This is a genomic window from Parabacteroides goldsteinii DSM 19448 = WAL 12034 (assembly GCF_000969835.1).
GTDB lineage: Bacteria > Bacteroidota > Bacteroidia > Bacteroidales > Tannerellaceae > Parabacteroides > Parabacteroides goldsteinii.
Map to the genome: position 1 here is coordinate 2,947,444 of NZ_KQ033912.1, position 14,174 is coordinate 2,961,617.

Annotated in this window: 12 protein-coding genes; 9 read left to right on the forward strand and 3 right to left on the reverse strand. The window is 47.3% G+C overall.

Annotation, left to right across the window (positions count from 1 at the left end; all coding sequences use genetic code 11):
* Window positions 1-103 precede the first annotated feature (103 nt).
* Both HMPREF1535_RS10675 and HMPREF1535_RS10680 read left to right on the forward strand, forming a co-directional pair.
* A complete protein-coding gene (locus tag HMPREF1535_RS10675; RefSeq protein WP_229102557.1) occupies window positions 104-577 on the forward strand; it encodes a hypothetical protein in 474 nt (157 codons plus the stop codon).
* Window positions 578-695: 118 nt separating this feature from the next.
* Complete coding sequence (locus HMPREF1535_RS10680; protein WP_046146101.1) at window positions 696-2,810, forward strand: virulence-associated E family protein; 2,115 nt, start codon at window positions 696-698, stop codon at window positions 2,808-2,810.
* Window positions 2,811-3,062: 252 nt separating this feature from the next.
* Here the strand turns inward: HMPREF1535_RS10680 and HMPREF1535_RS10685 are convergent, their stop codons facing one another.
* A complete protein-coding gene (locus tag HMPREF1535_RS10685) occupies window positions 3,063-3,287 on the reverse strand; it encodes a DUF4248 domain-containing protein (RefSeq protein ID WP_046146102.1) in 225 nt (74 codons plus the stop codon).
* 192 nt (window positions 3,288-3,479) lie between these two features.
* Here HMPREF1535_RS10685 and HMPREF1535_RS10690 point away from each other — a divergent pair, with 192 nt between their 5' ends.
* Both HMPREF1535_RS10690 and HMPREF1535_RS10695 read left to right on the forward strand, forming a co-directional pair.
* Window positions 3,480-3,929, forward strand: a complete 450-nt coding sequence (locus HMPREF1535_RS10690) for an HU family DNA-binding protein (RefSeq protein ID WP_009859969.1) — start codon at window positions 3,480-3,482, stop codon at window positions 3,927-3,929.
* 18 nt (window positions 3,930-3,947) lie between these two features.
* Window positions 3,948-4,418, forward strand: a complete 471-nt coding sequence (locus HMPREF1535_RS10695) for a glucosaminidase domain-containing protein (RefSeq protein WP_009859968.1) — start codon at window positions 3,948-3,950, stop codon at window positions 4,416-4,418.
* Between the two features lie 130 nt (window positions 4,419-4,548).
* Here HMPREF1535_RS10695 and mgtE read toward each other — a convergent pair whose 3' ends face one another.
* Together mgtE and rsmA are read right to left on the reverse strand one after the other, a co-directional pair.
* Window positions 4,549-5,895 carry a magnesium transporter gene (gene mgtE / locus HMPREF1535_RS10700; RefSeq protein ID WP_010800834.1) on the reverse strand — a complete coding sequence of 449 codons (1,347 nt, stop codon included), beginning with the start codon at window positions 5,893-5,895 and terminating at the stop codon, window positions 4,549-4,551.
* A 26-nt stretch (window positions 5,896-5,921) separates the two neighbouring features.
* On the reverse strand, window positions 5,922-6,725 hold the full coding sequence (rsmA, locus tag HMPREF1535_RS10705) for a 16S rRNA (adenine(1518)-N(6)/adenine(1519)-N(6))-dimethyltransferase RsmA (RefSeq protein ID WP_010800833.1): 804 nt from the start codon (window positions 6,723-6,725) through the stop codon (window positions 5,922-5,924).
* A gap of 96 nt (window positions 6,726-6,821) precedes the next feature.
* Between rsmA and HMPREF1535_RS10710 the strand changes: the two genes are divergently transcribed.
* From HMPREF1535_RS10710 to porU, 5 genes are all read left to right on the forward strand, one after another.
* On the forward strand, window positions 6,822-7,829 hold the full coding sequence (locus HMPREF1535_RS10710; RefSeq protein WP_009859964.1) for a lysylphosphatidylglycerol synthase transmembrane domain-containing protein: 1,008 nt from the start codon (window positions 6,822-6,824) through the stop codon (window positions 7,827-7,829).
* A 47-nt stretch (window positions 7,830-7,876) separates the two neighbouring features.
* On the forward strand, window positions 7,877-9,331 hold the full coding sequence (locus HMPREF1535_RS10715) for an aminoacyl-histidine dipeptidase (RefSeq protein ID WP_046146103.1): 1,455 nt from the start codon (window positions 7,877-7,879) through the stop codon (window positions 9,329-9,331).
* 145 nt (window positions 9,332-9,476) lie between these two features.
* Window positions 9,477-10,127 (forward strand): redox-sensing transcriptional repressor Rex, encoded by a 651-nt coding sequence (locus tag HMPREF1535_RS10720; protein ID WP_046146104.1) that lies wholly within the window; start codon window positions 9,477-9,479, stop codon window positions 10,125-10,127.
* A 1-nt stretch (window position 10,128) separates the two neighbouring features.
* Complete coding sequence (locus HMPREF1535_RS10725; RefSeq protein ID WP_046146105.1) at window positions 10,129-10,743, forward strand: fumarylacetoacetate hydrolase family protein; 615 nt, start codon at window positions 10,129-10,131, stop codon at window positions 10,741-10,743.
* Window positions 10,744-10,759: 16 nt separating this feature from the next.
* A complete protein-coding gene (gene porU, locus HMPREF1535_RS10730) occupies window positions 10,760-14,152 on the forward strand; it encodes a type IX secretion system sortase PorU (RefSeq protein WP_046146106.1) in 3,393 nt (1,130 codons plus the stop codon).
* Window positions 14,153-14,174 lie beyond the last annotated feature (22 nt).

Below are 14,174 nucleotides of genomic sequence, written 5' to 3' on the forward strand. Positions count from 1 at the left end.
TGTTAGAAAAATATGAACTATCTGCTTAATAGTGCCGGGAGTAACCAATTCCCCTCTTGAGAGGGGATAAGGGGTGTGTTAAAGCTAGTTATAGGGCGAAACTATGACACACCCCCTTCCCCCTCTCAAGAGGGGAGCCAGTTACAACCAGTCAATCACTAATAATAAAAACAATCCAAATGAAAAAAAACTGGAAGCCGGCCTTTTGACAGAGGCGGCACAAGAATTGAGGCTCCGCTGCGAGCAGCTCGAAGGCGAACTTCGGGAAGTGAAAAAACAATGTAACAAACTGGCACACCTGCTGGAACATGCCGTTTGGGAAGAAGATATGATAGCGGAAGAACCTATCGTCTTCAACGGACTGACGGCCGATTTCGTGGAACTGATCGGCCCTTTGCTGATGAGCCGCAAATGGACGGTGAACGGACGGCACGATGTGCAACCCTTCCTCCGTTCGCTTGACTCGGTCTTTCATATACGCTATGATCCGGAGAAAGACTACCTGGCGTTGGGCAGACTGACGAATGTCGTACAGGAATATCTCGACAATCACCGGGATGACGATCTCCCCGGATAAGAGCTTGAATTTACAGGGCCCGTGTTTATCATAATAAAAGAGAAAATAACGGGCCCCTTTGTAAAGAATTGCCGACCTTGAAAGCAGTAATAATAACCTCAATTTTAAACGAACTGGTATGATAAAAGTAACTGTGTTTGCCCGGTTTAAAACCTGTATGGGCGACGTCAACCTGATAGACGTCCTTTCTGATATCCGGAATGGCAAATATGCCACGTCTATTAACCGTATCCGTGCCTGTATGGACAAGGGTGATCTCGAAGCGGCCGATATGCAGAAAAAAGCATTGCCGGCTATAACAATTTCCGCGACCTATCGCGGGCAACGCCTTGTAGAATATATGACAGCCTACAATCCATTGATTATCCTCGATTTTGATGACTTGAAAAAAGAGGATTTACCCCACCTGCTCGCTCTGGTGCGTGAGGCTGTCTATACGGTGGCCTGCTGGATCAGTCCGCGCGGGCGTGGCATCAAAGTCATTGTCTACCCGGTGGTCGGGCTTGAACTGGTGCCTCAGAGTCATCCGGCTATCTACAAGCGGGTGAAAGACTGGTATCAACGCCTGCTGGGTACTAAAGCCGATACTTCGGGAAGCGATGCCGGGCGTCTCTGTATTGTTTCGTACGATCCGCAACTTTATCTTTCCCCCCGTTTCGAACCCTGGCTGAGAGGGGAGGGCACTTGGCCCGGCGATCTGCCACCGATAGAGGTCGTTATCGGAAAAGATGTCATGCAACTGATTTCTTCCGCCCGTAAGCAGACAACCCGAAAGTATGCTTATGCCGAGGGCAACCGCAACAATTACGTCCATCTCTTTGCCGCCAACTGCAACCGTCTGGGAGTGGCCAAAGAAGAAGTTGTGAAGTATGCCTGTAAAACCTTTACCGACCTGCCGGCCGAAGAGTGCCTGCAAGCTGTGGATAGCGCTTATATGCATACAGAGGAGCATGGTGCGGGGAAAACGGCGCTTCGTTCGCATCGTGGGGATAGTTTTGTCGTTCAGATACAGGAGTTTCTAAACAAAAGTTTCAAGCTTCGCCGCAATATCGTCCGGCGTATAGTGGAGTATCGGAGCCTGACGAAACACGATGTTTATCAGCCTGTCACCGATTATTGGGAAAACTCTGTCTGGTGTGCCTTGCAGAAAGCGGATGTGTTTTGTCGTGTGTCTGACCTGCGTTCGGTGATCCATTCCGATTTCAGTCCCGAATACAATCCATTCCGGTCTTATTTTGAAAATCTGCCAGCCTGGGACGGAAAGACAGACGCTATCGGGCAGTTGGCCGCCACTGTCGCCACCACCTGCCCCGAATATTGGGGGAAGTGCCTGAAGAAATGGCTGGTGGCCGTTGTGGCCTGTGCCATCAACGAGCAGAAGGCAAACCATACGGTCTTGTTGCTGAGCGGAGCGCAGGGATTGGGCAAGACTACCTGGTTGCGTAACCTGGTGCCTCCCGCACTTAGAAACTATGTCTATTCGGGCAATCTCGATCCTACGGCAAAAGACTCGTCGTTGCTGATGAGCGATTGTTTCCTGATCATCCTCGATGAACTGTCGGGACAGAGCCGCGTGGAGTTGAACCAGTTGAAGGCGTTGATCACGAAAGACTCTATCCTTGAACGTCGTCCGTATGCCCGCAATGCGGAGACGTTCGTGCGCCGTGCTTCGTTTGCCGCTACGGTGAACGACAGCCAGATACTGACCGACCGTACCGGTTCGCGCCGTTTCCTTTGTTTTGAAACGCTCCGCATCGATTATACTTCCGGGATAGATCATACCGCCATTTATGCTCAGGCGCTGGCGCTTTATAAACAGGGGTTCCGTTATTGGTTTGCCGACCAGGATATTACGGAGATAAACGAGAACAACGAACCTTTCCAGCAATCGAGTCCCGAAGCGGAATTGCTTTTCACGTATTTTCGTAAACCGGTGCGTTTCGAGGCGTATATTTTGCTCTCCACCAGCGAAATCATGTCCCAAATAGCGGAACGAACACGCTATTCCGTGACCACAATGAGCGTAAATCAACTGGGAAAAGTGTTAAAAGGTGCCGGTTTTGAGTCGCAAAAGAGACATGGGAAGCGTCTTTTTGCCGTCATTGAACTGACGAATGACCAGATAGAAGCCCGCCGTAAGGGATTCGGGTATGATCCGGTAGATGGAGAGGAACAGCCTGACGGAGAGGATAATAACGGGGAAGAACCTCCTGAGCCAACACTTCCGTTTTAAGGATCGGGGGCGGATGGGGGGGGCAAAAAGGCATTTTGGGAAACTTCTGTATAGTGTGTTCCTTGTTCCTTCTACGATCAGATCGTAGAAGGAACAAGGAACGTCTTATTATAAAGTTTTCAAAACCCTCCTTTTGCCGCCCCCATCCGCCCCCGAACAGATTGGCTGCCGCAGCTGTTTTTACCGGCTGCCGCACCCATTTCCGGTGGCTGCCGCAGCCGGTAAAAACAGCTGCGGCACTTATCTTTTTCTTCAAGGCTCTCCCAGATGTTCGACAATACATTTTACCTGGCGGGGCGTAAAGCTTCGTATGCCGGGACGGAAGCCCAGTTCAAGCAGTTTCGCTTTCAGTACGCCATGATAATTGATCCACCGCCAAAGTTGCATAATCGCTCCTCTGTGACTCATATGAGGGCTGTAAAGCTCTGCCAGCTCACCTACTCCGTAGGCTCGTATTTCGAAGGTTGTTTGTTTCATTGTTAGATTGCTTTTGTGCTATCTAAGATACGAATAATCAATGGATTTGTCAAATTATTTCAATGCGGTTTTACAATATTTATCGGAAATAAAATGTCGTTTCGTCACACCACGTCACCGCTGTCTACAAAGTGGGTAGGCGCTTGCCGTATCTTTGATATGTAATTAATAATCAACTAAAAAGAATAAAGTATGGCATTACAGTTTCATTTGGTTCAGAGGAAGAACCTTAGTAAAAATGTAGAGGTGGGGAAAGAGAAACTCTACTATGCGCAGACCCGGGCGACGGGGACGTGTTCCTTCGATGAGTTGTGCGAAATCGTGGCAGAGAGTTCCACTGCTTCGAGCGGTGATGTGAAGGTGGTGATAGACCGTGTGATCAAATTCCTGCTCCTGTTCCTGGCCCGCGGGGAGGTAGTGCAGTGTGGCGAGCTGGGTACCTTCCAGCTGTTGCAGACCAGTTCGGGGAGTGTGACTGCTGAGGAGTTCTCTTCGAATATGTTGTATCGCGCCCGCCTTCGCTTTCGTCCCGGTCCTAAGTTGCGTGAGTTGATCCTGACGGCCAAGAGCGAGCGTTTCAAGCTCGAAGAATCGAAACCTGCCACACCGGACGGTGGAAGTGATCGTCCTGAAATTGAATGATCTCTGTAACCTTTGTGTATGGATAAGTATTCATTTACCCGTAAGTACCTCCCCGCCGCACGTATGGCGGGTGAGTTGTACGGATTGAACCCGGTAGTGATCCTGGCTCAGTCTGCTATCGAAACCGGCTGGGGAGAGAGTTCCCTGGCTACCTGCTACAATAACTTTTTCGGACTAACGGGGTATGGTGTAGCCAATGCTTACTGGCATGGCGGCAAGACTGATCTGGATAAACCGGACGGTCTGCTGTTTCGCCGTTACGACAGTCCTGAAAACAGTTTCCTGGATTTTGCCCGCCTGATAGCGACGGTCTATAAGCAGGCGGCAGCTGTGAGTCATTATCCCCGGGCGTATGCCCGTGAGATTGCTTACAGCAGGTATATCAGTGAAGTGAACGGGGATAACCGGGCGGCCTATTGCAAGATGTTGGAGAGCATTGCACAGTCGCTGGTTCCCATAGTGTATAATCTTAATAATGACAGTGTATGAGCGAGAAGACAAACAAGGTGAAAACGATCCTGCAATTTATTATGGATCTGCTGGGGTTCCTGTTGGGAAGAAAGAAACAAGGATGATCCCCGTAGGGGCGGTTCGCGAACCGCCCTTACCGAACCGCCCCTTATGTCAATGCGGAAGAGATGAACATATAAATCATCATCCCGATAATGTCGTTCGTGATGGTGATAAATGGTCCGGTTGCCAATGCCGGATCGATCTTCAGGCGGTCGAGCGTCATCGGGACAAGCGTACCGAAGATACTGGCGAACATAACGACGGCAAACAAGCTCAGGGAGACGGAAGCCGTTATCCCTTTGTCGCCCAGCATAAAGAAGTTATATATGAATACGACCAGACTGATGATGCTGGCATTGATCAACGAAACAATCCCTTCCTTTAATATCTGCGGAAGAATGTTATCCTGTTTCAATGAGTTGTTGGCCAGACCCTGTACCACGATGGCGGACGACTGTATGCCGACATTCCCCCCCGTTCCGCCGATCAGGGGAATAAACAAGGCCATTTTGGGATTACTCGCCAGATTACCTTCGAACCCCCCGAGGATAACTGAGTTTGCCAGTCCGCCGATCATACCGATCAGCAACCAGGGGAGGCGGGCGGCCGTCTGTGTAAATACATTATCCGAAGTTTCCACGTCCTGCGAGATACCGGATGCCAACTGGTAATCACGTTCGTGCTGTTCGCGGACTTCATCCATTACGTCGTCGATGGTGATGCGCCCGACCAGGCGACCGATACTGTCTACTACCGGCAAGGCTACCAGGTCATACTTTTCGATCGTTTCGGCAACCTCTTCGATACTGTCGCTTTCGCGGACCGAGATCGGCTCTTTCTTCATGACATGCTTGATCTTCGAGACGGACGGGTTGGTGATCAGTCGCTGTAGGGGAAGTACGCCTTTCAGCCGTTCGTCGTCGTCTATGACATATACATAATAGATTTCGTCCATATCTTCCGCCTGCTTGCGCATTTCATCGATACATTGAGGCATACTCCAGTTCTCGTTGACCACGATCATTTCCGTACCCATCAAACCACCGGCGGTATCTTCATCATATTTCAGCAGGTCGACGATGTCGCCGGCCTGTTCGACGTCTTCAATGTGCGAAAGGATCTCTTCCTGTGTATCTTCGTCCAACTCACGCATCAGGTCTACCGCGTCGTCGGTTTCCATATTGTCGACGAAGCGTTTGGCGATCAGTTCGTTGGGTAGTTCTTTCAGTAATTTATGGCGGTCCTCTTCATCCAGTTCCATCAGGACGTCGGCGGCTTTGTCGCCGTCCATCAGCAAATACAGATAGATTGCTTCCCCAAGATTCAACTCCTGGTATAGTTCGGCAATATCTGCCGGATATAAATCGTGAAGTAAAGCCTGTGCTTTGGCATCATCTTTTTCTGCGATGATACTTTTCAGGTTGTCGATATAGTCTTTCGTCAGTTCAATCATAGGTCATGTTGTTTGTAACCCCGTTTTTATTCCTTCTGTATAGTCCCCGTCTGCTTCAGCCACCGGTCCGCAATCAACGTCAGTTCGACGAACTGTTCAACCGAGAGCTGCTCGGGCCGTTTGTCGAAAACCGGCAGGGCGTAGTCCGGACAATCCTTTCCCAGCAGTGGTTTCATCGAGTTCCGGAGTGTCTTACGACGTTGGTTGAAAGAGGTCTTGACTACCGTTTTGAATAATTTCTCGTCGCATCCCAGCTCTTTCCGGTCGTTCCGTACCATGCGAATGACTGCGCTTTTCACTTTTGGAGGCGGGTCGAATACGAATTCACTGACAGTAAAGAGATATTCTACCGTATACCAGGCTTGCAACAGGACGCTGAGGATACCGTAGGTCTTGCTGCCCGGTCCGGCTGCCAGACGTTCGGCCACTTCTTTCTGGATCATCCCCGAACAGCAGGGCACGTGTTCCTTAAAGTCGAGGACTTTAAAGAATATCTGGCTGGAAATATTATAAGGATAATTCCCGATCACACAGAACTGGCCGGGGAAAAGTTTGGAAAGATCCAATCGCAGGAAATCTTCTGCCAGGATACGCCCTTCGAGCGCCGGAAAGTTTTGTTCCAGGTAATCTACCGATTCCATATCCAGTTCCACCACGGTCAGGTCATGGCCCGCTTCCAGCAGGTATTGGGTAAGCACCCCCATGCCGGGACCGATCTCCAGAACCGGTAAATCTTTGTAGTCCGACAACGTATCGGCAATACGCTGAGCGATTTGTAAATCCTTCAGGAAATGCTGTCCTAATGCTTTCTTTGGCTTAACTAATCTCATCCAGTTCTTTGGTGTAAAATGTTCGTATTAAAATATAATGCTTATCTTTGCGGGTGCACAAAAATACAACAAATAATTTAAAGTATCCTACGTAGAATGAATTTTAAGAGTATCCTACAAACGTTTGTCAAGATATTTTTACCCTTAGCTTTTGGCTGTTTGCTGCTTTGGTTTTTATATAGTCATATGGATGTCACCGAGATATGGCGTGTCATCCGTGAGGGGGTAAGATATGATATCATATTGGTTTCTTTACTGTTCGGCCTGTTTGCCAATGTGGTTCGCGGATTGCGTTGGGGGTTGTTGATTTCCTCATTGGGCGAGCGCTTTAAAATGAGTAATATCATTTATGCCGTGCTGGGAAACTATGCCGTGAATATGGTGCTGCCGCGTGTCGGCGAAGTCTGGCGTTGCGGTATTATCACCAAGTATGATAAGATCCCGTTTACCAAATTGCTGGGAACCTTGCTGATCGACCGTGTGAGCGATACAATTGTAGTGGGATCGATTACTTTGTTGATTTTTATTTTCAATTTCGACTTCTTTGTCAGCTTCTTTGCGAAGAACCCTGCATTGCTGGAAGGCTTTCAGAAAATGTTCGATTCGATATGGATTTACGTCGGTGCAGTAATTTTAGTGGTCGGAATTTGGTTTGTTTTCAAATATATGAGTAACTTTACGCTGGTGCAGAAAGCAAAGGCGTTGTTGCTGAATGTATGGGACGGAATGAAGAGCATCTGGCTGCTGAAGCAGAAAGGACGTTTCGTGGCACAGACATTGATGATATGGGGTGGCTATTTCTGTTATTTCTATATAACGTTCTATGCATTCGACTTTACCCGTGATCTGGGAATAACGGTCGGACTGATTGCTTTTACCATGAGTAGCATCGGGGTTGCCGTCCCTGTACAGGCGGGAATAGGTGCCTGGCATTTCATGGTGATCGCTACGCTGGTTTGCTTTGGTGTCAACGAAAATGATGCTGCCGCTTTTGCCCTGGTGGTTCATACGGTGCAGACGGTATGGACGGTGTTGTGCGGTCTGTTCGGCATTGTGGCTCTGCCGCTTACGAACAAAGAGACACCCGCCGTTGTTTCAGAATAGATACTATATGTATAAAATAAGAGTTTTTAAAATTAAACATTAAGTCTATGTCAGCAGAAATCAAGAATCTTTCCCCGCAGCATGTCTGGGGTTATTTCTATGACCTCACACAAATCCCCCGTCCGACAGGACACATGGAAGCAGTCACTCGTTTTGTAGAAGCTTTTGGAAAAGGATTGGGATTGGAAACTTTGCGGGATGGAGCAGGAAACGTTCTGATCCGTAAACCGGCCACTCCCGGAATGGAAGGTCGCAAAACAGTAATCCTGCAATCTCATCTGGATATGGTTCCCCAGAAAAATTCTTCTGTGAAACATGATTTTCTGACTGACCCGATTGATGCTTATATAGATGGCGACTGGGTAACAGCCCGTGAAACGACATTGGGTGCCGACAATGGCATCGGTGCTTCGTTGGCTATGGCGGTGCTTTCTGATACGACTATCAAGCATGGACCGATAGAAGCTCTTTTCACGATCGATGAAGAAGAAGGAATGGATGGTGCTTTCGGTTTGAAGTCCGGTTTCCTGAAAGGAGAAACATTGATTAACTGCGATTCGGAAGAAGAAGGCGAATTGTTTGTCGGTTGTGCCGGCGGTGCAGACCTGAATATTTCGATCCAGTTTAAAGAAGATACTTATATTCCTGAAGGGGATGTGGCTGTAAAGTTGAGCCTGACAGGATTGAAAGGCGGTCACTCGGGTGTGGATATCCATCTGGGACGTGCCAATGCCAATAAATTAATGTTCCGTTTCCTGAAAGAGGCCGTTTGCGACTATGGGGCTCGTTTGTCATCTATCGAAGGCGGTTCGTTGCGTAATGCAATTCCGCGTGAGGCATTTGCCGTTGTTACCATTCCCGGTGATAATGTGGAGGCTTTATGGGAGCTGGTGAGCGATTATCAGGATATGTTCCGGGAGGAATATAAAGGCATTGAGAATAATATCAGCTTTGTTGCCGATATGACTGATCTGCCCGGCACATTGATTCCGGAAGAGATTCAGGATGATATTATCAATGCGATCGAAGGTTGCCAGAATGGTGTGATCAGCATGTTGAGTGATTTCCCCGGAACGGTGGAATCTTCTTCCAACCTGGCCATCGTCAAATCATCCAATGAATTGATTGAAATAAAGATACTGGTCCGCAGTTCATCGGAGAGCCGTAAGGCCTCTGTTTGTTCAAGCCTGGAAAGTATATTTGCTTTGGCAGGAGCTAAGGTGGAATACGGCGGTTCTTATGGCGGATGGCAGCCGAACATCAATTCTCCGATTCTGAACGTAATGCAGCAGACATACGAGGAATTGTTCGGAAAGAAACCTTCGGTAAAGGTCATGCATGCCGGACTGGAATGCGGTATCATCCAGGAATCTTATCCTACAATGGATATGATTTCTATCGGTCCGGATCTGGAACACCCGCACTCACCGGATGAAAGGGTGAACATCGCGACGGTGCAAAAAGTGTGGGACTTCATTGTCGCTACGCTGGAAAGAATTTAATAAAATATAGAAATAAAGAAAGGCAATCCTTTGAATGCAAAGTGATTGCCTTTTTTTTATAAGTTTGGAACAAAAAACTCATGCTTTTGCCTAGGATTAGGAACAAAATTGTACTTTTGTAGGCTACATTAATAATGTAAAGAAAATGGCTAATGATGACTTGAAACAAGCCTGGAAAATTCCGGAGCCGACGCTTCGGAGATTGCCCTGGTATCTTGCTTTTCTGAAACTGATGAAAGGTAAGGGAGAGACGTTTGTATCATCTACCCAGATTGCTAAAGAAATTAATGTAGATCCCAGCCAGGTGGCGAAAGATCTTTCGTTTGTAAATATTTCGGGGAAAACCAGGGTAGGCTATGATATTTGTGCCCTTGTGGATGTGTTGGAGGATTTTTTAGGTTTTACCGCGCAGCACAAGGCCTTTTTATTTGGTGTTGGTAGCCTGGGAGCTGCTTTATTGCAGGACACCGGGTTGAATCAGTACGGTCTGGAGATCGTTGCCGGATTTGATGTCCGCAAGGAACTGGCCGGAACGGTTGTCAATGGCATTCCTGTATTTCATTTGGATGATTTTCCTGCCAAGCAAAAAGAATTCGGGGCGACGATCGGTGTTATTACCGTGCCTGTCGATAAAGCGCAGGAGGTGACCGAACAGATCATTGCCGGAGGAATCAAAGCCTTATGGAATTTTACCCCGTTCCGTATCCGTGTCCCGGAACATATTGTGGTACAGAACACTTCCATGTATGCCCATCTGGCTGTCATGTTTAATCGCTTGAACTCAATTAATCACTGAAATGAAGATTATAGCAGTAGGAATGAATTATGCAGAACACAATAAAGAGCTGCATCATTCGTTAGAATTATCGGAGCCTACTATCTTTATGAAATCCGATTCCTCCCTGTTGAAGGATGGAAAACCGTTTTTCATTCCCGATTTTTCATCGGAGATACATTATGAAACGGAGATTGTCGTGAAGATAGACCGGCTGGGTAAGAACATCGCCGAACGTTTTGCGCATCGTTACTATAATGAAGTAACAGTCGGTATCGATTTTACCGCCCGTGATCTGCAAAGAGAGTTGCGTGCGAAAGGATTACCCTGGGAGATCAGTAAAGCATTTGATAATTCGGCTGTTATCGGAACGTTTGTGCCATTGGACAGAGTAGGGGATATCAACCGTATCCCGTTCCATCTGGATATAAACGGTCAGAAAGTGCAGGAGGGAAATACCTCGGATATGCTTTTTCCGGTAGACAAGATTATCGCTTATGTGAGCCGTTTCTTTACCCTGAAGATAGGAGATTTGATTTTTACAGGTACGCCGGTGGGTGTAGGACCGGTTAAGATCGATGATCATTTGCAGGGCTATATCGGCGAGCGGAAGCTTTTGGATTTCCACGTGAGATAACGGGAAATGAATGACTATGCTACGAATACTATATACATTAATAATAAGTATCTGCTTTTTTACTTCTGCCTGGGCGGATGGTAGCAAATATGCAGCCAGTTCCGCATTGTCGTCCGGCAAATGGGTGAAGGTACAGGTTGAAGACAGAGGATTTTATAAACTGACATATGCCGACCTGCGTGGCATGGGGTTCTCTGATCCTGCCAAGGTTTCCGTACATGGGTATGGCGGTTGTATGTTGGATGAAGATTTCTCGACTCTTTATATCGATGATGTTCCTGCTGTGCCGGTCTGGCGTGGTGACGATTATCTGCTATTCTATGGTTGCGGGGTTATCAAATGGGATTATGATAAAAGTACGGGAAGTTTTATTCATACCAATAATCCCTATTCCAATTACGGTTATTACTTCCTGACGGATGCGACGGGTACAAAAGAAATGGAATCTGTGGCGTCTGCTGCCGGTGCTTCTTTGAAAGTGACAACTTATGATGATTATCTTCTGCATGAAAAAGACCTTGTTTCCGTTAATAATTCAGGACGTGAGCTTTTTGGAGAAGCGATGGATATGACCCTTTCAAGGGATTTTTCATTTAACGGTATAACCGGTATAACCAATGATGACGGTAAGGTAACGTTGCGTTTTATCGCCAAGCCGACAAGTGGTAACGGAAGTGTGACCATGAGCGTGGATGGAAACAAAGTGTTGGAAAGGAGTATCTCTTATAGCAGTACGGGTGGTAGTGAAACGTATACTATGGCACGTTCGGTATATGAGGTCGTCGATTGGAAAGGCGACAAAAGTACAAATGTAAAAGTAAATGTAAGATACGGACAGTTAGGGCATAAGAACGTACATCTGGACTTTATCCGTTTGCAGATGAAACGTGAACTGCAATCCTATGGCGCCTGTACTTTTTTCCGTAGCCTGGCTTCGGTAAATAACGCTTCCCGTTTCGTTATTCAGAATGCGAATGCGAATACGTTGGTCTTTGATGTGACCGATAAGTTGAACCCGAAACGGATGGAAACGGAATTGAGCGGAAGCGAATTGTCTTTCTCTATTCCGGCAGGAACGTTGAGGGAATTTGCCCTGGTGCAGCGAAACCAGACATTGCCGTCCCCCGAAGTGATAGGCGATGTGGCGAATCAGGATTTGCATGCTTTGCCGCAGACAGATATGGTTATTATCGCCCAGTCAGGTTTGGCTTCGCAGGCAGAACGTCTGGCCGAAGCACATCGTACCCGCGACGGGTTGACTGTCCAGGTCGTTTCTCCGGATGCTATTTATAATGAATTTTCCAGTGGAACCCCGGATGCGACAGCCTACCGTCGTTTTATGAAGATGTTTTATGACCGGCAGACTTCGGAGGCCGATGCTCCCAAATATCTGCTTCTTTTCGGTGACGGGGCATTTGACAATCGCTTCATTACTTCAAGTTGGCAGAATGTGGCAAAGAACAATATGCTGCTGACTTATCAGACTGAGGAATCTTTGGATGATAAATCATATGTGGTAGATGACTATTTCGGTTTTCTGGATGACAGCAATAACGGAAAGGGGTTAGTGTCAGCCAGAGTGGATATCGGTATCGGACGTTTCCCTGTCCGGACATTGACTGAGGCGACCGATATGGTGGATAAGGTTATCAACTATATGGATAATAAAGAGACCGGATCGTGGAAGAATAACGTCTGCTTTGTCGCAGATGACGGAAGTAATGCGGACGGTTACATGATACAGCATGCTCAACAGGCTGATGATCTGGGCGAATATATAAATACCAGTCATCCGGAGTTCATGGTAAATAAGATTTATTTTGATTCTTATAAAAAGGACTTTTCCGGAGGTTTAAGTACCTATCCCGATGTAAAGACGAATCTTCAGAAACAGCTTAAGAACGGATTGTTGCTGATCAATTATACAGGTCATGGTAATACTGTATCCTGGAGTGATGAAAAGGTATTGACAGAAAGTGATATAACGAAGTCTACTTATACCCGTCTGCCTGTGTGGATTACGGCGACTTGTGACTTCTGCCGTTTTGATGCTCCGGTTACTTCCGCCGGCGAGCAGGTGTTCCTGAATAAGGTAAGTGGTGGTATCGGTTTGTTTACTACGACTCGTGTGGCTTATTCCAGTCCTAACTTTTCTATTAATGACAACTTGATCCGTAACTTGTTCGAGAAAAAGAACGGACGCCGGCTAACGTTGGGTGAGGTGATGAAAGCGACCAAACAGGCATTGGGTTCCAGCCGCTATAAGTTGGGATTCGCTTTGATCGGCGATCCCGCATTAAAGCTGGCTTATCCGGAGTACCGGATGCGGGTGACTGCTATAAACGGGAATCCGGTAACGGACGAACCGGTCGATTTTAAAGCATTGCAGAAGATAACGGTGGAAGGCGAAGTATTGGATCCGGGAGGAAATATTGCAACCGGCTTTAATGGTCTGCTGAACCCGACCGTCATGGACAGCCGCCTATCTTATGAGACATTGGATAATAATAAGACCGGAACGAAATTCAAATATACAGATTATTCGAATATACTTTTTATCGGCAATGATTCAGTTCGTGCCGGAAAGTTCAGTTTCACGTTTACTGTGCCGAAGGATATTTCTTATTCGAATGAGTTCGGTAAGATGAATCTCTACGCATCGGATGAGACAAATAATCTGGAGGCACAGGGTGCTTATCTGAATTATCGGGTCGGGGGAACCGATGATAACGCGGAAGACGATTATGATGGTCCTGAAATCCGTGCTTTATACCTGAACGATTCGACATTCGTCAGTGGCGACCAGGTCAATACAACCCCGTTCTTTGTGGCGCGTCTTTGGGATAAGAGTGGCGTGAATATAACGGGTAGCAGCATCGGTCATGATATGATGCTGATTATCGACGGCGATCCTTCGTTCAGCTTTAATCTGAACAGTTATTATGAACTGATTCCGGGAAGTGACGGAGAAGGGATCGCGAAATACCTGATCCCTGCCTTAACGCCGGGAATCCATACCGCAGAGTTTAAAGTCTGGGATATACAGAACAATTCGACGACATATGAATTTGAATTTGAGGTAGTCGAGGGATTGAAGCCTTATCTGTTGGAGTTGACGGCATCGCCCAGTCCGGCACGTGAACAGGTGGAGTTCCATTTGTTCCATAATCGTCCGGAAAGCCAGCTGACAGTCGGTATCATGGTGTACGATATGATGGGACGTCTGCAATGGAAGCATCAGGAGACCGGCGTTTCCGAACTGTTCAAGTCCTATACGGTAACCTGGGATCTGACGAATAACCGGGGAGGACGCCTTCGTCCCGGGGTGTATATTTATCGTGCGGCGATCAGCTCGAGTGGCTCCAAAGAGGCAACAGACGCAAAGAAATTAATAATCCTCGCACAATAAAGTAATATAAAATCAGTTTATA